This is a genomic window from Clostridium sp. CS1-1, from assembly GCF_056135525.1.
Genome location: NZ_CM148680.1, coordinates 2,317,749 through 2,339,349 on the forward strand (window position 1 = coordinate 2,317,749; position 21,601 = coordinate 2,339,349).

At 31.1% G+C, this 21,601-nt stretch carries 22 protein-coding genes; 3 read left to right on the forward strand and 19 right to left on the reverse strand.

Features of this window, described 5'->3' with window-relative positions:
• Nucleotides 1–93 precede the first annotated feature (93 nt).
• On the forward strand, nt 94–405 hold the full coding sequence (locus AC0N0V_RS10860) for a DUF5661 family protein (protein WP_474464086.1): 312 nt from the start codon (nt 94–96) through the stop codon (nt 403–405).
• Between the two features lie 166 nt (nt 406–571).
• On the opposite strand, the gene AC0N0V_RS10865 is transcribed toward AC0N0V_RS10860, so the two are convergent.
• The 9 genes from AC0N0V_RS10865 to AC0N0V_RS10905 form a co-directional block, all read right to left on the reverse strand.
• On the reverse strand, nt 572–1,243 hold the full coding sequence (locus tag AC0N0V_RS10865; RefSeq protein ID WP_474464088.1) for an MgtC/SapB family protein: 672 nt from the start codon (nt 1,241–1,243) through the stop codon (nt 572–574).
• 164 nt (nt 1,244–1,407) lie between these two features.
• Nucleotides 1,408–2,394 carry an ABC transporter substrate-binding protein gene (locus AC0N0V_RS10870; protein ID WP_474464090.1) on the reverse strand — a complete coding sequence of 329 codons (987 nt, stop codon included), beginning with the start codon at nt 2,392–2,394 and terminating at the stop codon, nt 1,408–1,410.
• 229 nt (nt 2,395–2,623) lie between these two features.
• On the reverse strand, nt 2,624–3,349 hold the full coding sequence (locus AC0N0V_RS10875; protein ID WP_474464092.1) for an ABC transporter ATP-binding protein: 726 nt from the start codon (nt 3,347–3,349) through the stop codon (nt 2,624–2,626).
• Nucleotides 3,309–4,034: an ABC transporter permease gene (locus tag AC0N0V_RS10880; RefSeq protein WP_474464094.1), complete on the reverse strand. Its 726-nt coding sequence runs from the start codon at nt 4,032–4,034 to the stop codon at nt 3,309–3,311. Before AC0N0V_RS10880 ends, AC0N0V_RS10875 begins: the two co-directional genes overlap by 41 nt.
• A gap of 431 nt (nt 4,035–4,465) precedes the next feature.
• The gene (locus tag AC0N0V_RS10885) at nt 4,466–5,818 is read right to left on the reverse strand and encodes a DUF2334 domain-containing protein (protein WP_474464096.1); all 1,353 of its coding nucleotides are present in this window, start codon (nt 5,816–5,818) and stop codon (nt 4,466–4,468) included.
• A gap of 187 nt (nt 5,819–6,005) precedes the next feature.
• Complete coding sequence (locus tag AC0N0V_RS10890; protein ID WP_474464097.1) at nt 6,006–6,797, reverse strand: EFR1 family ferrodoxin; 792 nt, start codon at nt 6,795–6,797, stop codon at nt 6,006–6,008.
• Between the two features lie 122 nt (nt 6,798–6,919).
• Nucleotides 6,920–8,023: a sensor histidine kinase gene (locus AC0N0V_RS10895; RefSeq protein WP_474464099.1), complete on the reverse strand. Its 1,104-nt coding sequence runs from the start codon at nt 8,021–8,023 to the stop codon at nt 6,920–6,922.
• A complete protein-coding gene (locus AC0N0V_RS10900; RefSeq protein ID WP_474464100.1) occupies nt 8,013–8,705 on the reverse strand; it encodes a response regulator transcription factor in 693 nt (230 codons plus the stop codon). The genes AC0N0V_RS10895 and AC0N0V_RS10900 overlap by 11 nt, the downstream gene beginning before the upstream one ends.
• Nucleotides 8,706–8,725: 20 nt before the next feature.
• Nucleotides 8,726–9,439, reverse strand: a complete 714-nt coding sequence (locus tag AC0N0V_RS10905; RefSeq protein ID WP_474464101.1) for a M15 family metallopeptidase — start codon at nt 9,437–9,439, stop codon at nt 8,726–8,728.
• Nucleotides 9,440–9,621: 182 nt separating this feature from the next.
• Here AC0N0V_RS10905 and AC0N0V_RS10910 point away from each other — a divergent pair, with 182 nt between their 5' ends.
• Nucleotides 9,622–10,518 carry a DMT family transporter gene (locus AC0N0V_RS10910; RefSeq protein WP_474464102.1) on the forward strand — a complete coding sequence of 299 codons (897 nt, stop codon included), beginning with the start codon at nt 9,622–9,624 and terminating at the stop codon, nt 10,516–10,518.
• 118 nt (nt 10,519–10,636) lie between these two features.
• Here the strand turns inward: AC0N0V_RS10910 and AC0N0V_RS10915 are convergent, their stop codons facing one another.
• From AC0N0V_RS10915 to AC0N0V_RS10925, 3 genes are all read right to left on the reverse strand, one after another.
• Nucleotides 10,637–10,837, reverse strand: coding sequence for a cold-shock protein (locus tag AC0N0V_RS10915; protein WP_474464103.1), 201 nt, complete (start codon nt 10,835–10,837; stop codon nt 10,637–10,639).
• Between the two features lie 213 nt (nt 10,838–11,050).
• Nucleotides 11,051–11,596: a ParB N-terminal domain-containing protein gene (locus AC0N0V_RS10920; RefSeq protein WP_474464104.1), complete on the reverse strand. Its 546-nt coding sequence runs from the start codon at nt 11,594–11,596 to the stop codon at nt 11,051–11,053.
• A gap of 89 nt (nt 11,597–11,685) precedes the next feature.
• A complete protein-coding gene (locus AC0N0V_RS10925; protein WP_474464105.1) occupies nt 11,686–11,841 on the reverse strand; it encodes a hypothetical protein in 156 nt (51 codons plus the stop codon).
• A 506-nt stretch (nt 11,842–12,347) separates the two neighbouring features.
• Between AC0N0V_RS10925 and AC0N0V_RS10930 the strand changes: the two genes are divergently transcribed.
• A complete protein-coding gene (locus AC0N0V_RS10930) occupies nt 12,348–13,550 on the forward strand; it encodes a DUF5667 domain-containing protein (protein WP_474464106.1) in 1,203 nt (400 codons plus the stop codon).
• A gap of 455 nt (nt 13,551–14,005) precedes the next feature.
• On the opposite strand, the gene AC0N0V_RS10935 is transcribed toward AC0N0V_RS10930, so the two are convergent.
• The 7 genes from AC0N0V_RS10935 to AC0N0V_RS10965 all read right to left on the reverse strand — a co-directional run bounded on the left by AC0N0V_RS10935 (nt 14,006) and on the right by AC0N0V_RS10965 (nt 21,347).
• Nucleotides 14,006–15,307, reverse strand: coding sequence for a pyrimidine-nucleoside phosphorylase (locus tag AC0N0V_RS10935; RefSeq protein ID WP_474464108.1), 1,302 nt, complete (start codon nt 15,305–15,307; stop codon nt 14,006–14,008).
• Between the two features lie 18 nt (nt 15,308–15,325).
• A complete protein-coding gene (gene deoB, locus AC0N0V_RS10940) occupies nt 15,326–16,507 on the reverse strand; it encodes a phosphopentomutase (protein WP_474464110.1) in 1,182 nt (393 codons plus the stop codon).
• 44 nt (nt 16,508–16,551) lie between these two features.
• Nucleotides 16,552–17,733: a NupC/NupG family nucleoside CNT transporter gene (locus tag AC0N0V_RS10945; RefSeq protein WP_474464112.1), complete on the reverse strand. Its 1,182-nt coding sequence runs from the start codon at nt 17,731–17,733 to the stop codon at nt 16,552–16,554.
• A 199-nt stretch (nt 17,734–17,932) separates the two neighbouring features.
• On the reverse strand, nt 17,933–18,604 hold the full coding sequence (deoC, locus tag AC0N0V_RS10950; RefSeq protein ID WP_474464114.1) for a deoxyribose-phosphate aldolase: 672 nt from the start codon (nt 18,602–18,604) through the stop codon (nt 17,933–17,935).
• A 282-nt stretch (nt 18,605–18,886) separates the two neighbouring features.
• Nucleotides 18,887–19,285, reverse strand: coding sequence for a cytidine deaminase (locus tag AC0N0V_RS10955; protein WP_474464116.1), 399 nt, complete (start codon nt 19,283–19,285; stop codon nt 18,887–18,889).
• A gap of 92 nt (nt 19,286–19,377) precedes the next feature.
• Nucleotides 19,378–20,313 carry a sugar-binding transcriptional regulator gene (locus AC0N0V_RS10960; protein WP_474464118.1) on the reverse strand — a complete coding sequence of 312 codons (936 nt, stop codon included), beginning with the start codon at nt 20,311–20,313 and terminating at the stop codon, nt 19,378–19,380.
• A gap of 257 nt (nt 20,314–20,570) precedes the next feature.
• Complete coding sequence (locus tag AC0N0V_RS10965) at nt 20,571–21,347, reverse strand: SIMPL domain-containing protein (protein ID WP_474464120.1); 777 nt, start codon at nt 21,345–21,347, stop codon at nt 20,571–20,573.
• Between the last annotated feature and the right edge of the window lie 254 nt (nt 21,348–21,601).

A 21,601-nucleotide genomic window follows, 5' to 3' on the forward strand; every position in this document is an offset into this window, starting at 1 on the left:
CTATTTTTATTATGTCTTCTTTACTATTAAAAGGTAACAAATTTGAAATATATACATAGAATAGAATTATAATTTTGTTCTAGGAGGATATTTATGTATCGATACCCTTACTTTGCTAGGACTCCTAACAGAAAAAGTTTTACTAAAGAAGAAGCTTTATGGATTGCCTGGTATCTTAATATAAAATTTGATAAGTTTGATGTTGAACAATTTAGAATTGGATTGAATGTTGAATTAGAGCACGGTACTGTCAACCCATTTACCAATATTACTAATGATGATCCGATTTTAACAGGCAAAATAACACTTGCTCATTTAAATGAATTCCCTGATTATTATAAAAGACTTACAAAGATGGAAGAAGAGGCAGAAAAATATTGGAAGCCTACAGATAAAGATAATTAAGTAATTTATAATCTATTACCCAACCTAATAAACAAGTGATTTTTATTAGGCGGTTAGTATATTTACTTAATAGGAGAATTAAAGTCTCAACAAATACACCAGTTATGGATATCATATTACTCTTCTAAATATTATAAAATGTAAATATAAAAAATTGACTTTGTATCTAAACAAAGTCAATTTTTTTCACATAATTATATTGAAGCAAATCTGCAAATATTTCATTTGATACTTTTCCCGAGGTCGATATTATTGTCATAGCAATTATAACGCTACTATTATCCTCTACGTTTATGTGAATGTCAGAAACTTCAAATCCCTTCTGAGCAATAGTTTCAAATATATCATTAACCTTACTCTTATCTTCTAAAATAGTATCTAATGTAATTTCTAATTCATAAACATTATCATTACTTCTCTGTTTCTTTATTTTCTTGTCTAGATTAAGTACATCTTTCAAAAAAAAGTAAATAATAAGAGTAGCTATTGAAGCTTGAATATAGAGGCCACTTCCCACAGCTAAACCTACGCAGGCTATAAACCATATAGTTGCTGCAGTGGTGAGCCCAACTACAGTTCTACCTTCCTTAATAATACTTGCAACTCCTAGAAAACCAATTCCTGATATAACCTGAGCACCTAATCTCATTACATCAACATTAGTTTCGTTTAATATATTGTAATCTATAGAGATTATTTGTACTAAGGCAGCACTTACGCAAACAACAATATGGGTTCTAAGTCCCATTGACATACCTTTTTTCTGTCTCTGATAGCCTATTAATCCACCTAAAAAACAAGCAATTATTATCTTTGCAAAATCATATAAATATATCATATTCTATCCATTCGTCACCTCCTATCTCAAGTATATTATTTATTATACCCATCATCGAAACTTAATCATTGTAAATTCCTTATTTTATAATATCAGTATTTTCAATATCATAATTAGAAAGGATGATTCTTATTCTTTCAAGAACCATCCTTCTAGTTAAAACGTTACTTTATTAATGATTTAATATCAACTGTTTTCTTAAGCATTCCATTTTCTTTTAAGAAATCTTGTGTTTTCTCTAATTCCTTAATATCATTATCTGTAATCTTAGAATCGAAATTATACCAGTTGTACATCTCTTTAACTTGATCTACAGTAAGCTTTGTTTCCTCCGCTGCTAACTTATATGTTTCTTCTGGATTTTCTTTCATAAATTTAAGACTTTTATCGTGAACAGACATATATCTTTTAACTATATCTGGGTGTTTTTCTATAAAGTCTCCTCCTGCTGCAATTACTATAGTAGCATCTAAAATTCCTTCTCCAGTCGTTATTATATGAGCCCCCTTTGAAACTGCCTGTTGAACAGCAGCACCAGCTACTAGAGCAGCATCAGCACTACCAGCCATTAAAGCTGAAACACCTTCTGGTATTCCCATATTAATGAATTGAACATCATTTACCTTCATATTACCATTTTTTAATGCTCCTAATAAAAGCTGATGTAGTATGGTGCCTTTCGGTCCCACTATTTTTTTTCCTTTTAAGTCAGCTACAGTTTTTATGTTTGGATCTTTACTTATAATTGTAAAAGCCTTTGGTGCCCTGCTATACATGCCTATTATTTTTATATTTACCCCATTAGCTGCAGCTAATATAACAGATGTTGCCCCTATTGCATTGCAAAAATCTAAAGAGCCTGCCGCAACTGCTTCAGTCATTTTTGACCCTTCTGTTATTTCAGGAAAAGTAACTTTTATATTGTCTTTTGAAAACTCATCTTCAAATAGATTTTTCTTCTTTTCTACAATTGAAGGAACATTTAAAGGTGCTTTAACATAGGATATATTTATGTTTGAAACCTTACTTTCTTGAGCCTTATTGCTTGAGGTTTCTGTTCCTGATGTTGATTTTGCTCCGCATCCAACTAGAGCTGTACTTGTAATAAGAGCAGCACTTATTAGTGCACATAATTTTTTAGATATTTTCATTATAAATCCCCCTAAATATTTAATTGGTTATTCATTGAATAATCGCCCTAATAATCTCCCAAACTCTATGAAAGCGATTCACACTTTCCTACTTTTCCTAAATTGGAAGTGAAGAGCTGCTACGTCCCTGAATAACGATTTTCCCTAAAAGATAATGGTCAAATACACTTAGAAACCTGTTAATAAGCATCAGATGTTGTAAAACTCAATCTAATGTCAAGAAATTTGTTTATGTAAAAAATAGATTTAAGATATCTTCTCTGATCTGTAAGAACTCTCTACTGTTAAAATCTCTATAGTAGTCCAAGTTTACTGGTACTTCTTTAACAATCCTTCCCTTATCCATAACTACTACCTTTTGTCCAAGGTACACTGCTTCATCTACATCATGAGTTACAAATACTATAGTTTTTTTGTTTTCCAAGAAAATGTCTATAAACTCTTTCTGAAGTTTCCTTCTATTAAAGGCATCTAGTGCCCCCAAAGGTTCATCCATAAGTATTATTTCTGAATCGTAACATAAGGCCCTGCCTAATGCCACCCTTTGTGCCATTCCTCCTGAAATTTGATGTGGATAAGCATCTTTAAAATTTTCTAAGCCTAACATTTTTAAATACTTATGAACTGTATCATATACTAAGTTTTTATCCTTCTCTTTTATAAAAGGAAAAGCCATATTTTGTTCAACAGTAAGCCATGGCATAAGCCTTGGTTCTTGAAAAACTATACCTATTTTATTTTTTAGTGAGCTACCTATAAATTCTATACTCCCTTCAGACTGTTTTTCTAGTCCACAAAGTACTCTCAAAAGTGTGGTTTTACCACAACCACTTTTACCAACAATAGTTACAAAACTTTTGTCTTGTATACAAATATTTATATCTCTCAATACATCTATTTTCTTATCATTTATATCAAAGCTCTTGCACAAACTCTGTATCCTTAGCCCTGCCATGCTCCACCTCTTTTCCATAAGAAGTCATAAACTTTCTAGTTATCTCAATAAAACAATAGTCCACTATATACCCAATAATACCTATTGAAAAAATTCCTACTATTATGATATCAGGTCTTGAAAGCTGCTCTGCATCCATTATCATGTATCCTATCCCTGAAGAAGCTGCAATAAGCTCTGCTCCCATTAAAGATCTCCAGCTGTAACCTAGGCCCAATTGCATACCAGTTATTATTGAAGGAACTGCTTGAGGAAGTATAATCCTAAAAAAATTCTCCTTGTTGCTAAAACCTAGTACCTGTCCAACTTCTAAAAGCTTTTTATCGTAATTAGTTACTCCATTTAAAGTGTTTAAAAATATTGGAAAAAAAGTCGCTAAAAATATAACAGCTAACTTTGAGGTTTCTCCAATTCCAAACCATAATATTAAAATAGGAATAACTGCTAGAGGCGGTATGTGCCTCATAAATTCTAAAAATGGTTCAAAATAGTGTATGGATTTTTCTTTAGAACCTATAATTATAGCTAAAGGAAACGCCACTACAAAAGTTATAAAGAAGCCTACGAACACTCTTAAAAAACTAACGGCCAAGTGTCTTACTAGTTCGCCACTTCTGATTAATTCATAGGCAGTACCCCAAATTTCCCAAGGACTAGGTATTATATAATCATTAAATAACCTCAAAAATGATCCCGTACTCCATATGACAATAATAATCAGGGGTATTATTAAACCTTTTATTCTCCGCATATAATCACCCTTATTCAAAATATGTTGATTTAATATCTTCAAGTTGTTCTAAACCTCAGGATAGATGATTATTTTTCATAATAAAACTTTATTTCAAGCTTAATCTATTTGATTTCGAAAAATAAAAAAACTTTCCTGAAACCTCTCAAGGAAAGTTTAAATTTATCATAGCAAAAAAGTTATGATTAATCCTAGCCTTCCCTTCAGATTAGATAATTCCTTTCTGTTGGGCGTTGCTCCAGTAATCGTCGCATTCTCCAGAACAATTCCAGAGTACATGACTTTTTAAAATTTTCCATTATACTATAATTTTATACACTATGTTTATATATGTCAAATTAAAAACTACAAATAGTATTATTCATTTAGCAAATTTCATTTATTTTAATAAATTTATATTTTCTATCTATGAACTTATTAATAACTTGATGAAGCACAGACTTATCCGAATACTGATAATAAGGGTAACCATCCTTGTCTCTATATAGTTTTATATCATCAAACTCAATATAGGGATGATAAAAAAAGCTTGCAAGAGTATTTTTATTAATGCTATCTATCCTATTTAACATGTTATTACAGTCCAGTTTACCATCTATGTAGTTAAGTGGAGTTGGAATATATGTTATTTTTCTCCCGTAGTTATCTTTTCTAACTATTCCTTTATACTCAGTTATTCCTCCATCAATTGAGTAAGGCTCGTATATTATATTAAAATTCTTTTCAACAACCTCTAATTGAGCTGGAAGTATAGCATAATGAGGTGCTTCAAAAAATCCACACTGAATATCTAGTTTTTTTGCAGTTTCTAAGGCTTTATTTATTCTGTTTTGTGCATATTCTTTATTCTCTGGTATATTATCATTTTTACCCATGTGAAATTCTATCCCATCTATACTTTCTGAGTTGCCATATTGATGAGTATAGCCATGTAATCCTACTATCCCAACTTTATCTATAAGATAATCCATAGTAAAAATAAACTCTGAATTATATATACTATACTTTTGTGAAGGATCATTATCAATCTTTAATGCTTGATTTATGTACCTAGGAACCCAGGCCATATGAAAAGGTACTCCTTCCATATATAAAAACTCTGCTACTACTCTTAATTTCTCTAATGCTTCAGACGATCCATATATGCCACCTGCTGTAATATCTTCTAGTCTAATTAATGCTGGTAACCCATTGGTTTTCATCGTTTTAGACTGTGAATGCTCCCTATTATTATAGACACATATAGTATTATTTGTATAATCCCAGTGAGTTTTCAAATTAAATAGCTTAACAAAATCAAACATAGAAATATAAACTACATTATCATTAAAGATAACTCTTTTCTTTAACTTAATTTGTTTTCCATCCTTATTTAAGCTATTATTGCTAACACTTACTATTGCATTAGACTCACCTAAATTCAAATTTAACCTGTCATCCTCTTTCCTTATTTGTCCACCTAATTCCTTGATAATCTCAGTAACTGGAACATAATATCTGTTGTTTTCTACATATATAGGTAATTTTAAAGCTAAATTCGTACCCTCATACTTTAGATTTATATTTACCTTATCCATAGCTAATCCTTTAAAATTGGAAAAATCAATATTATTATCCTTTGTAAACACCTTATTTCCAATGAATTTCAGAAGATAAATTATAATGATAAAAATCAATATAAATAAAACTTTAAGTTTGTTTCTTATAATATGTTCCATAAAGTATCTCCCTTTCTTACTAGAATATTGATATCATAAACATATTTTCACCCTGCTACTAAAATTAATTCATATCAAATAAAAATAAACTATTATTACATTACTCTGCAATAATAGTTTATTTATTATATAATATATTTATTTCCTGCTATAAACCCTTATTATATTTTCATTTAATGGCTTCTTATTATCTATTTACTCTCATCTCATCCACACCAATATTAGGATTTTTATATCTTCCCTTGCTTTTAGTGCCTTTACCGTATTGAATTGCTCTAACTGGACAAAGATGAATGCAAGCTAAGCATTGAGTGCACTCTTTTCCCCACTTAGGCTTTCCCTCTACCTTTATGGTCTTACAATTGCATACGCTCTCACAAATACCACAACCTGTACAGCTATCATCTGCATAAAATTTTTTCGTATTTGCAGCACCTTTGTTAAATAAAGGATTTATTACACCGGTTAAAATACTAGGCATAGCCCCTTTTACAATTTGGAATATATCCTTTTTTCTTCCTTCTATAACCTCGTTTATATTTTTTAAAGTTTCTTCTGTTGCTAGAAGTTTTTTTTCTTCTACTTCTTTTGAATCAACATTACCTATAATAATGTAATTATTAGGCATCGATATAGAAAAACCACTATTTAAATTTAGATTCTTTTTCTTTAAAGAAGTACTTACAACTTTCATTGTATTTCCTATATTTTCACCACAGGTTGCTACAGAAAAAATATAGTTGTCTCTATAATTATTAAGTTTTAGTTTTTTAATAAATTCAAGAACCATCTTTGGTGGCCCCCAAGCATATACCGGATAGACAAAACCGATAACTTCATTATCCTTGAGATCATACTCGAAATTGTCACACTTACTATTTAATTCTGATGCTATGGAAATCAATTTTCCATCATTATGTTCTGCAATATTTTTGGCTACTTGCAAGGAATTTCCTGTTCCAGAAAAATAAAATATCATACTATTCTCCTCTTATTTTATATTAATCATTCCCATTATAGCACATAATAGCACATATATTTCCATCAACTAGGGTTCTATTATTTTAGTTTTTATATTCCTCAATATTTCATTTCATATGCTTATTTTACTGGCAACCTAACCTCAAATACAGTTCTATCATTATTACTATAGGCTGATATCATTCCCTGATGAAGCTCTATAATATTTTTTGTAATGGATAGCCCTAATCCAGAACCACCTATATCGCTGTTTCTTGATTTTTCTACTCTATAGAATCTATCAAATATATGTGGCAAGTCTATTGATGGTATTGATTGTCCGTAATTTACAACTTGAACTACTGCCATATTCTCTTCAATTTTTGTTGTTACATCAACGTAAAGGCCATCTCTTCCATACTTAATTGCATTAGATAGTAAATTTTCGAAAGCTCTAACTAATTTCCCTGCATCTGCATTTACTATTAGCTTATCTTCTGAAAAATTAATTCTTGATTTCATATTTGCAATCTTAAATTGATATTCAAAATATGCAACCACTTGACCTAATAATTCTACTAAATTAATATCAGCTTTATCTAGATTTATAGTGTTATTTTGCATTTTAGTAAGTTCAAACAAATCATTAATAAGCAAATTTAAAGCTTTCGCTTTTTCAAATGCTATATTTGCATAATATCTCAGTTTCACTTCATCTTTATATTTATCGGTATCAATAATTTCTAAATAACCTATTATAGAAGTTAATGGAGTTCTTAAATCGTGAGAAACATTAGTTATTAAATCACTTTTAGTTTGTTGTGCTTTTCTTTCCTCTACTGTTATCTCTTTAAGCTGCTTTGAAATATTATTTATATTTTTCACCAAATCTTTAATATCACCTTTTGACTTAACTTCTATTAATCTATCCAAGTCACCGTTAGTCATTATTTCAGTTTCATCTATAATAGCTGCTAGACTTTTAGATTTTCTATATGTTATAAACAAGTATAGTAACGCAAATAATACTAATTCAATAATTATATATATATAATCTCCAAGCATCCGAAACTTAATAATTCTCCAAAACTTAAAAATATAATTAACAAGTTGAATTTTAGTGTTTATGTATAAATAAGATAATATTTTACTACTTACAACTAAAATTATGAAAGTTAACAATGCAGCAGTTACTGCCTCAACTAATGACGTTAGCCAAAATTTATAGAATCTTTTATTTTTCAATTTTATAACCAACTCCCCATACAGTGTGAATTACCTTATTACCTTCCATATGATGTTCTATCTTATCTCTAAGTCTGCTCATATGCACCATAACAGTATTATTAGATTGATAATATCTTTCCTTCCACACCTTTTCAAAAATTTCCTCTGCACTAAAAACTCTTCCTCTATTTGTAGCCAATAAATAAAGTATTTCGAACTCTCTTGCTGTTAAATCTACTTCTTTATTATCTACTATTACCTTGTGTTTGCTCTTATCTATAATCATTGATTCAATTCTTATTAAGTCGTCTGAAACCTGCATCTTAGTATTTAAGAAATATGCCCTTCTAAGTAATGCTCTTACCCTAACCGTAAGTTCCAATTGATTAAAAGGCTTACATACATAGTCATCCGCACCAGTCATAATACCTTGAATTTTATCCATATCCTCCGCTTTTGCACTTAACATAAGAATTGGTATGTTATACTTTTCTCTTACTCTTCTGCAAACTTCGAGTCCGTCAATGCCTGGCATCATTATATCTAAAACTATTATATGAATTTCTTCCCCATCTAATATTTCTAAAGCCTCTTCTCCACAGCCTGCCTTAAAAACACTGTATCCTTCATTTCTAAGATTTATTTCTAACAAATCTCTTATTTCTTTTTCATCGTCTACTACAAGAATATTGCTGTTCATTTACTCCTCCAATTGTATGATTATTTTCCTAAGTACTCCTCTAACGTAATTCTATTATCATAAATGTACCTAGCAGCTTCTTTCCCAACATATCTAATATGCCAAGGTTCATATTCGATACCCGTTATATTTTTCTTTCCATAAGGATATCTTATAATAAAACCAAATCTATAGCAATTTTCTTCAAGCCAATCTGCTTCTTTTGTTCCTTTTACAAGATATCCATTTTTATTAGTAACATCAATACATAGCCCTGTTTGATGTTCGCTAAATCCAGGTTTAGCTACATATGCATCTGCAAGCTTCTTTCCTTCTGATTTTACTCTATTGGTATAGGTGCTCACCTGTGATTTATATGATCTGTAACCTGAATTACCAAGTAATATGACCCCTTCATCTTTCGCCACACTTACTAATTTCTCCAAAGGATCTGCAATAATTCCTGCTACATGCTTTTCTTCCTGGCCTACTCCAGCGGTAAATGGTATATTTGGTATAGTTAAATCTTCTGGTTTAAAGTCTTTACTTAAAGCATGCTTGCTATTTACTAATATTAGTTCTGCCTTGGCATTAATGCTGCTTGAATTTACTAACAACTTATTTTTTTCATTTAAATTATGTTCACTTCCGTTAAAGTTTGTACCTTTTAATTCTAAAGCTATATACCCAATTATATACCATAGCCCACACATTACTATAACAAATGCTAAAACCCTTTTTAACCCTTTTTTCATACTCTCTACTCCTCTTCTAACAATCTAATCTCATTGTAGAAGATAGACTTTACAACAATTATAAGAATTTCTTAAGAATTCTTAAGTTTTTTTGAATCCAAATATTTCGATAGACATATTCTGTTAAACACCTTAAAATATAATATGGAATTACTACAAGAAAAAAGACGGAGGAAAATATTATGTTACAGTCACATTTAGGAGTATTTGCTGCACTTGCAACTGCAGTATGTTGGACAGTTACTGCAGTTGCCTTTGAATCTGCAGGGAAAAAAGTTGGTTCACTGAGTGTAAATTTAATAAGACTACTTATAGCCTTTGTATTACTTTCAGGCTTTAATTTCTTCACTAGAGGAATGCTTTTACCGGTGGATGCATCAGGCTTTGCATGGTTATGGCTTCTCTTATCAGGATTAATAGGCTTTGTTTTAGGGGATTTATTTTTGTTTCAAGCCTATGTAGAAATTGGTTCTCGTATATCTCAGTTAATAATGTCTATAGTACCACCGATAACTGCAATAACAGGTTATTTATTAATGGGAGAAAAAATAACACTATTAGGTTTTATAGGAATGATTACAACAATTGTGGGCATTGCTCTTGTTATACTAACTAAAGGCTCTGATGATAAGAAAATTACCTTTTCCCATCCTATAAAGGGATTGATATATGCCCTATTAGGTGCACTAGGACAAGCATTTGGACTTGTTTTCAGTAAATTTGGTATGGGTTCCTACAACCCTTTTGCCGCTACTCAAATTAGAATCATAGCAGCAATTGTCGGATTTTGTATTGTTATTACTGCCAGAAAATATTGGGGAAATGTGTTTACTGCGATAAAGGATAAAACTGCAATGAGAAATATAACTATTGGATCATTTTTTGGTCCATTCATTGGTGTATCTTTATCACTACTTGCTGTTCAGCATGCACCTACAGCTATTGTTTCAACAATAACCTCAATAACACCTATATTGATCATACCAGCTTCTATATTTATATTTAAAGAAAAAATTGTTCCTAGAGAAATCTTTGGATCTGTTATAGCCCTAATAGGTGTTGCATTACTATTCTTATAGATGCTATAAAAAGAATATCTACGATATTTCACAAGCTTGTTTTATATACAAGCAGAAATAATTTTAGACAACTAAAAACCCCTTAAATAAACTCTTATTTAAGGGGTAAAATATCAACCTATTTTATAATTGTAATATTTTCTGCTTGTGGTCCTTTTGGTCCGTTAACTACGTTAAAAGAAACCTTTTGACCTTCTTCAAGTGATTTGTAACCATCTGAATTTATTTGAGAAAAATGTGCAAAAACATCTTTTCCATCTTCTCCTGTAATAAATCCAAATCCTTTTTCTGAGTTAAACCATTTAACTGTACCATTCATTGATGTGTACCTCCGAAATTTTATTTTTCTTAAACTCTTTGTAATAATTCACGAATAAAATCTCGATACTGCAATACTATTTATTGTAAGTATTTGTTGAAATATATTTGTGTTAAAATTAATTACGATTTATTTAAGCTGTTTTTAACTATACCACTTTTTATCACATAAAGCAAGTTATTTTAATATTTTTTTATTTTAATATTTTTTATTTTAATCCACATAACTCACTGGCACACTAATTATTCCAAGTTCTTGCGCTGCTGCATACTGATCATGTCCCGAAACCATTACCATACTTTCTTTCTTCACAACAATTGGTTTATTGAATTTATTGTTACTTTTCATATAGCTTATCGCCTTGTTCCTTGCACGTTTTATAGACAAATCTTCATTTTCATTTATTATAGTCGATATATCTATTATTTCATCTGTTCCAGATGGTACTTCGTAATTTAGATCTATCTCCCCATTCTTATCCTTTGGTAAATTAAATATTTTTATCGATGTTGCCTCCACTGCTATAAAAGGGATGCCCTTACTATTTACGCAGGCTTTTAGTTTACCTTTAATTACAAAATAATTTACATCCTTCATACCTATTGATGCATTTTTCCAATATTCCTTTTTTACAATAACCTTACAAAATGATTCCTTGTTATCATAAGTGCCTACTTTAAATACTAAGCTAACATCTCCATTTTCTAATTTACTTGCCTTTGTAGATATTCCTTTAATAGTAATCTCGCCTTGATTCATAAATCGAATCCTCCTTTTAATTATCTATAATTTTTTAACTTCATTCTAAAGTTCCAAAAATAAAACACCTAGAAAGTATATCCTACTTCCTAGGTGTTGTTAACTAATGCTATATTTAACTCTATATTCATTTTTTGAAAAACTACGCAATTTATAGTAGTAGTAACACTACGTTCACTCTTAACGGATTCGAACATTTTAGAATGTGTTTCAAATGTACAAACTTTATCCTTATAAGTTAACATAGCCTTCACCACCATTCATTATATTTTAGATTATTCATTAGTATTTGATAATTTTTATTAAATTAAACACAGATTTTTGTCTTTTTTAAACTCTTTGCTTTTAAATACATTGTATCATTATACTTATAAATCTACAATGTAAAATTAATGAATATAGAATCTATATTCTAAAATCCAGTTTTATATTACTTTATCTTGCATTTTTTATCATGTTTTAGCTTGTTATCATTTTTAACTTATATAATGTTTAATTTATCGACTAGGCTAATCAGTTCTCTAATATACTTCATTGCCCTCTAATTATGCAATTAATCTTCCTCCCCTTATCTTATACAATATAATCCTTAAACATTTATAATTATTTAATGAGTGATTTTATTACAGAATATAAAAACTAATTTATTATAAATATTTTGTCTAAACTTTTTATACACCCCCCTAAAAATTCAGTTCATGTCGTAAATATATATAGAAAAACAGGATAAAAAATTTTAGGAGGAATTAACATGAAAAAAATAGCATTATTTGTTACAGCTCTTACTGTATCTTTAAGTTTAGGAGGAAGGGTATTCGCAGATACTAATACTGCAACACTTGCAGATGCGGCGGGTATAACACCTGATAATACTATATTGTACCCTATTGATAAAGCTGTAGATGATTTAAAGATCAGCCTAGCTTCTGGAGATGACAGTAAAGCTGAAGCCTTGGTAGATGTAGCGGAAGAGAGACTTGGAGAAAGTGAAGTAATGGCTGATAAGGGAAATACTGAACTTTCAACTCAAACATTAACAGAATATACCGATAAGATGACTGAAGCTCAGGATAAAATAGGTGAAGCTATAGATACTACTTCTAGTAATACTACAGGTAGTACTACAGACAGCTCTATAAAATTAGATGAGCTAGAAAAATTAGAAACAACAATAGCTGATAGACAAACAAAATCAATTGAAGTTCTAAAAAATATAGAAAGCAAACTTTCTGGAAATGCAAAAGAATCTTTATCACTTGTTATAGAAATGCAAACAAAAAAGAAAGAAGCAATTATAGCTGTTGCTAAAGAAAGACAAGCATTACTTGAAGTTAAAAAATCAGTAGAAACAGCTGAAAAGAACCTAGAAGAGGCTAAAAAAGCTGGTGACGAGCAAGCAATAAAAACTGCTGAAGATGCATTAAATCAAGCAAAGCAAGCCCTAACTACTCAAAATGAAAAATTTACTCAAGTAGTTACAGCAAAGAAAGAAGCCATGAAAGGTGGAGTAGGTCAGTTAAAGAAAGAAGCTAAAAAGGACCAAAAAGAACAAACTACTGATGAAGCAAGCTCCACAAATAATACTAGTTCAGAAAATCAAAGCACAACAGGAACTACTCCATCACAAAGTAACGAAACTACTACAAATACTAGCACAGATACAAATACTACTGATACTACAAATACTACTGATGCTACAAATACTACTGGTACTGCTAGCACTTCTACTCAAGAAACTCCTAGCAGCGCTACTACTACTACTACTACTACTACAAACAGCACTAAAACTGATGTAAAAGTAAAAGAGAACAATGGCCAAGAGGTAAAAGAGTCTAAAGAAGCTACTATTAAAGAAAACAAAGGTCAAGAAATAAAAACTAACAAGGATACTACAGTAAAAGAAAATAAGAGTCAAGAAGTAAAAGAGACAAAAGAAAATAATTCTAAACACTAGTGAATACAATAAAATGTTTTGTTTAAAGCAAATTAAAAATACCAATATCCTTTAATTAAGGGTATTGGTATTTTTTATAGCTATGAGTTTATCCGATGACTACCCGCTCTAATACTCCAATTACACTCTGTGAAAGCGATTCACACAAAATCAGAGATTTTGATTCTCTGATTTTCTTCAAGGTTGGAGTAAAGAGCGGCTACGCCCCTGGATAACGATTTCTAAGCATCAGGTGGAGTTAAAACTCCAGCTGATGCCAAGAACTCTGTTTATGACTCTTACTAAGAGACCTTTTCGTGCTTGCTTTATAGGTAACAAAATTTATAGGCATTTTTTCAATAAAAATAGTTCTAAGTATCGGATGAAGTAAATTCTACCTGATACTTAGAACTAGTTATCAAGATACATGGCGCTTTACATACACTTTAAGAAAAGAATCTGTAGCCGTAAATAGTCTATTCTGTAATTATCTTATGAATTAATACTGGTTTTTTAGCATCGCTGCTGATAGAAATATTTTCATAAATTTTAGTTTTTACACTCTCTACATCTTCACGATTTGCATAGATAGTTACAAGGCTTTCACCTTTTTCTACCTTGTCTCCTACTTTTTTACGAAGCATCAATCCTACAGCCAAATCAATTGTATCCTCTTTTGTAGCTCTGCCTGCGCCTAGAAGCATTGCTGCAATACCAATTTCATCAGCTACCATATTAGAAATAACACCACTTTCTAGTGCTGGAACCTCAATTTGATATTTTGCTTGTGGTAACTTTTCTGGGTTATCTACAACTGATGCATCTCCACCTTGGTTTTTAAGGAATACTTTAAATTTCTCTAAAGCCTTACCATTCTTTATTACTTCAACAAGTTTTTCTCTTGCTTCTTCTAATGTGCTTGCCTTTTTGGCTAATACAACCATTTGACTTCCAAGTGTTAAAACAAGTTCTGTTAAATCTTCTGGGCCTTCTCCCTTTAATGTATCAATAGCTTCTTTTACTTCAAGTGCATTACCGATAGCAAATCCTAGCGGTTGAGACATATCAGAAATTATTGCCATTGTATTTCTGCCTACATTGTTACCAATCTTAACCATTGCATGTGCTAACATTTCTGCATCTTCATCTGTTTTCATAAAAGCACCTGCACCAGTTTTAACATCTAGAACTATTGCATCAGCTCCTGCAGCAATCTTTTTACTCATGATAGAACTAGCGATTAATGGAATTGAATTAACAGTTCCAGTTACATCACGAAGTGCATATAATTTCTTATCTGCTGGAGTTAAGTTACCACTTTGACCAATAACAGCAACTTTATCACGATTAACTAATTCAATAAATTCATCTTTAGTAATCTCTACATGGAAACCATCAACAGATTCTAGCTTATCAATAGTTCCTCCAGTATGGCCTAAGCCACGACCAGACATTTTAGCAACAGGCACATCTAGAGCAGCAACAAGAGGCGCTAATACAAGTGTTGTTGTATCACCTACACCGCCAGTGGAGTGCTTATCTACTTTTATACCATCAATTGCTGATAAATCAATAGTTTCTCCAGAGTTAACCATTGCCATTGTCAAATCTGCACGCTCACGGTCATTCATATCTTGAAAATATACAGCCATTGCAAAGGAACTTGCTTGATAATCAGGAATTGTTCCTTTAGTATAGCCGTCTATGAAAAAATTAATTTCTTCTGTTGTTAATTCTTTTCCATCACGTTTTTTTGCAATTATATCTACCATTCTCATTTTTTATTACCACCCTTTTTATATTAATTTTTGTAAAAAGCTTTCGCCATACTTTGGCATTTGTATATTGAAGTTATCAGCGATTGTTGCACCTATGTCAGCAAAAGTTTTTCGTATTCCTAAATCTTTCCCTTCCTTGAATTGTTTTGAGTAAGCAAGTAATGGGACAAATTCTCTTGTATGATCTGAACCACGATAAGTTGGATCATTTCCATGGTCTGCTGTAATTAATAATAAATCATCTTCTTGTAGTTTTTCAAATACTTCTGATAATCTTGCGTCAAATTCTTCTAAAGCATCTCCATATCCAATTGGATCACGACGATGTCCATAAGCTGCATCAAAATCCACTAAGTTAATAAAACTAATACCATGGAATTCTTCATCTAATAATGCTATTAATTTATCCATACCATCCATGTTTGATATAGTTCTAATTGCCCTTGTAACACCTTCTCCGTCAAAGATATCTGAAATTTTTCCAATTGCAATAGAATCTAAGCCTGCTTGCTGTAAATAGTTCATTACTGTTTCTCCAAAAGGTTTTAATGCATAGTCGTGACGATTTGAAGTTCTCTTAAATGTATCTACAGTTTTTCCTACAAATGGTCTAGCAATAATTCTTCCCAGTGTATATGGTTCCTCTAGTGTTAGCTTACGGCAGTATTCACAAATTTTATACAGTTCATCTAAAGGTATAATTTCTTCATTTGCAGCAATTTGAAGCACAGAATCTGCAGAAGTATATACTATTAGCTCCCCTGTTTCAAGCTGTCTTTCACCGAATTCTTTTATAATTTCAGTTCCACTAGCAGGCTTATTTCCAATAACTTTTCTTCCAGAGAAAGTTTCTATTTTTCTAATTAATTCATCTGGAAAGCCATCTGCGAAAACACGAAATGGTTTATCAATATGTAAACCCATCATCTCCCAATGGCCTGTCATAGTATCTTTTCCACATGAGGCCTCTTGCATTTTTCCAAAGTAAGCTTTTGGTTGAACAGCCTTTTCTACACCCTTAATTTCATGAATATTTGACACTCCAAGTGTTGCTAGGTTTGGTATATTTAAACCATTTTTCTTCTCAGCAATATGTGCTAAAGTATTAACACCAAAATCATCAAACTCATTTGAATCTGGTGTTTCTCCAATGCCGACAGAATCCATAACGATAATATGTATTCTTTTAAATGCCTTCATTTTCATTCCTTCTTTCATTTATTTTATACAGTTTTTTATTTATTTTATACAATTAATCCAACGATAGTTGCTGTTAACACACTTACTAGTGTTGCACCATATAGTAATTTTAGCCCGAAACGAGCAACTACATTTCCTTGTTCCTCATGAAGTCCTTTTACTGCTCCTGAAATAATTCCGATAGATGAGAAGTTTGCAAAGGAAACTAAAAATACAGAAACAATTGCTGTTGTTCTTGCAGATAAATGTATAATTCCACTTGACAACAAGTTCATCGCAACAAATTCATTTGATACTAATTTGGTTGCCATTATACTTGCAGCTTTTATCGATTCATTAAAAGGTACACCCATCAAAAATGCAAATGGAGAGAATACATATCCAAGAAAGTCCTGGAATGAAATACCGAAAACACCTCTGAAAATTGCATTAATCATAGCAATTATTGCTACAAATCCAACTAGCATAGCACCAACTATAATAGCTACTTTGAATCCATCCATAATATATTCTCCAAGAACTTCAAAGAAAGTTTGTTTCTTTTCTTCTTGGACTACTAAAATATCTTCTTCTTCTGTTACAGTGTATGGATTTATAATTGACGATATAATAAATCCTCCAAATAAATTTAAAACAAGTGCTGTTACAACATATTTTGGTTTTAAAAGAACCATATAAGAACCAACAATAGACATCGATACCGTTGACATAGCTGATGCACAAAGAGTGTATAGACGATGTTTTGGTAGTAAACCAAGTTGTTTTTTTACTGAAATAAATACTTCTGATTGACCAAGAATGGCTGATGCAACTGCATTATAAGATTCTAGCTTACCCATTCCATTAACTTTGCTTAAAACTAAACCAATATATTTTACTACAACCGGAAGTACTTTCCAATATTGCAAAATACCAATTAAAGCTGAAATAAATACGATTGGTAAAAGAACCCCAATAAAGAATGTAAATTGGTTTTCATTAACTAGTCCACCAAATACAAAATTTACTCCTTCTGCAGCACACTTAAGCAATAGTTCAAACCCATTTGCTATTCCACCTACTAAAAAACTACCTACTTCAGTATTTAATAATATAAAACCTAGTATGAATTGTAAAATAACCATAGTTATTATAGGCTTATACTTCACCTTCTTCTTATCATAACTAGCAATCCATGCAAGTCCCAATACAACAACTAATCCTACGATTCCTATAATATACTTCATTTTGAAGTTCCTCCTTGTATGTTATAAGTTTATTATTACGATGTTATATAACGATTACAACAAAAAAAATTATGCTATAGATTTTTTTATTTATAACAATGACACTTAAATCGACTTTAACATCTAGCTTTGTATCTAAGATTAACAACTTATATACAAAGCTGGATGTTATTTTAAAATAGCAACTTCAAATAAGTTCTTAATATTTGCTATCACCGCTATTTGTTTCTCCAGTAACGATGGAAATACTTGCACTTGCACCTACACGACTTGCCCCAGCTTCAATCATCTTTATCGCATCTTCTCTACTACGAATACCGCCAGAAGCCTTAACTCCCATCTCTGTACCTACTGTTTTACGCATGAGTGCAATGTCTTCTGCAGTAGCTCCACCACTTGAGAATCCTGTTGATGTTTTTACAAAATCTGCACCAGCTTTTTTAGCGAGTTTACAAGCTCGTACTTTTTCTTCTTCTGTTAAAAGACAAGTTTCTATAATTACCTTCACCAATGCTTTTCCTTTTGCAGCTTCAACAACAGCCTTAATATCTTGCTCTACATAAACATCGTTTTTATCCTTAAGCTCACCAATGTTAATAACCATATCCACTTCTGTTGCTCCGTTTTTTATAGCATCCTTTGTTTCGAATGCTTTTGTTTCAGTAGTATTAGCACCAAGAGGGAACCCTATAACAGTACATACATCAACTCCGCTGCCCTTTAATTCCTCACTTGCTACTTTAATCCAAGTTGGATTCACGCAAACAGATGCAAACTCATACTTCTTTGCTTCCTCTACTAATTTTAGGATTTGTTCCTTTGTTGTGTCCGGTTTCAATGCTGTGTGATCAATCATTTTTGCAATATTCATTTTAAATCTCCTTTTACTCTTTTATTATAGTCCTATAATAAAACTTTTTTGAACATTTGTAAAGCACTCAATGAAATTTTGTTCAGAAAGTGATAAATTTTTTTACTTTCGTTTAAGTCTGTAAACTTTACAAAAAATATGCTTCTGTAATCCTTTTAGCTCAAACGATTACAGAAGCATACTTATAAATTTGATTACTATTTTCTTTGAACTATTTTGAAGTAGGTACTAGTCCATTTTCAATATTAGTAACTATTATAGTTAAAATCATATAGTACTCTTTTACTTTTCTAAGTCTTTTTTTGTAAAGGCTCCAGGTAAAATTTCTTCCATAGTTTTAACTATATATTCATTTTCATTTTTTCCTAAAACAATTGCAATATCATCTGAAGCAAATTCTGCTATTACTTGTCTACAAATACCACAAGGATATGTGTAGTCGTTTTCTACTCCTACTATGGCTATTGCCTTAATGGTTGTGTGCCCTTCAGATATTGCCTTAAATATAGCTGTTCTTTCCGCACAATTAGTTGCCCCATAAGATGCATTTTCTATATTACACCCTGTATATATTGTTCCATCTTCCATAAGTACAGCTGCTCCGACTTTAAAGTTAGAATAAGGAACATAAGCGTTCATTCTTCCTTGGAAAGCTTTAGAAACTAACATTTTATAATCCATATTAATTTATAACTCCTTTTCATTTTATTGTAGTTTTATAATAAAACCTTTTTGAACATTTGTAAAGTTATAAATGAAATTTTGTTCAAATATTATTCTAAAAGCTTCTTCGCAGTATATTGATCAGTAATTAAGATATTTGCATTTTTTCCACTTAATGCACCTCTAATTGCTTTTACTTTGTATTTACCACCTGCAACTAATATAGATTTTTCTTTTTGTTTAAGAGCATCTAGGGATATTCCTACCGTACGATTATCAATTTGTTCATCACAAATATCACCATTCTCATTAAAAAATCGAGCACAAATATCGCCTACACTTTTTTGTTTTAGGGTTTTTTTCTCTTTTTCACTTAAGTAACTTAAACGAAAGAGTAATGCTTCATCTTGAATTGCACCAACTGTAAAAATCGCCACGTTAGCCTTAGTTCCCATTTCCATAGTATTTTTAATGTGACGATCCTCTTCAACCATTTGCTTTACAACAGCATTGTCAAAAATTACTGGCAATGGTAAATATCTTGGAACAGTCTGGAAAGCCTCAGCAAAAAGAACGGTTGTTTCTGAAGCGTATGTGTTTACTTCCGAATGGCTAATCCCACCATTTAGCTGAACCACTTCTACATTTTTAACACTTTGAGGAGTAAGTCGTTTTGCCACCTCATACATTGTTGTTCCCCAACTTATTCCAAGAATATCTCCATTTTTTATGACTTCTTGTAAATATTCTGTTGCTTCTTTACTGATGTATCCCCTAATAGAAACATGGTCATCCTTTGGCGAAAAAACAACACGAACATCTTTTAACCCGTATTTTTCTTTTAATTGATGAGCTAACTTATCTAAATCGGCAAATGGGTCAACAATATCAATCTTAACGTAACCTTTTTCTTTTGCATACTGAAGAAGTCTTGAAATTGTTGGTCTTGATATCCCCAGTTGTGATGCAATCTGTTGTTGGCTGTAATCTGATTGATAATAAAGTCTTGCCACTTCCACACTTAATTGTTGTTTTTCATTATCCATAAGTTTCACTTCCTCTTACTTTTCTCTTATTCATATTATATAGTGCTTTACTCAACAAATCAAAGGACAACCTATTATTGTAGTACTTTCTGAGATTTTATTTTACTTCTATAGCTAATATTATTTCCCAGTTTAAGTATGAAATAAACAAAAAATACCAATATCCTTAGTTGAAGGATATTGGTATTTTTATGTTAAAACCCCTTTTATACCTGAAATTAAGCTTGTCTATTTATTATGCAATATAGAAATTAGTTCTAATATTCATAAACTAAGCTAACGTTTGCTTTTACTTTATAAGTCCCTGTTTGCACAGTCATACTTTGGCTATCTGAAATGCTCTTTGCTGGTGTATTATATAGAATTGGATATTCAGTAGGAACACCAGTAGAATTTTCTGTTATTTTTGTTGGAATAGATAGTTTTACATCTATGGAATCAGCTACCGTTTGTGCTTTAGCCTTTGCATTTGATATTGCATTTTTCAAAGCTAGATTATAATGCTTTTCATAATCACTAACACCAAAAGTTATTCCATTTGAGTTATTTGCTCCATTTGATATTGCTGTATCAATTATACTTCCAACTGAGCTTATATTTTTAACTGTAACACTTAAATTACTTGTAACTATGAAACCAACAATTGTGCTATTACCTGTCTTCTCATCATAATTGTATTTAAGATTAATACTATAACCAGATGTCTTAATATCCTCACTTGCCACCCCTGCTTTTTTAACAGCTGCAATAACGTTATTCATTGTTGATGAGTTAGCTTTTTGTGCTTCCTCAACGCTGCTCTTTTCTGTTACTACGCCAAAAGACACATATGCAGTGTCAGGTGCTACACTTACTTCACCTTCTCCAGTAACATTTATTGTTCTTGCTGCAGCTTCACTAGTCTTAACTTCTGCTGCGAATACCTTGCTATTTGCAATTGAAACTATCCCCATTAGAAAAATAAACATAGTCGCAGTCATAAATGCAAATGACAGTTTTGATTTTAATAAACTAATTTCCTTCAAATTTACCACTCCCTTTTTTATTAGTTGAAATCATTGAGACTTAACACAAACACTACTAGTCGCCAGTACTAATTAATATACATTTATTGGAAAAATCAATGTCAGTATTAATACATTTTTCCGGTTCATGTTTAAACCTCCTTAATTTAACTTTGTTGACTTCATAAATTTAGACGAGTAGCGATTAACTTTCGCTCCAAAATATTTTAAAAAATTTTATTGGCATAATCCAAAATATCAAACATTAGAAAAGCCAATGCTTA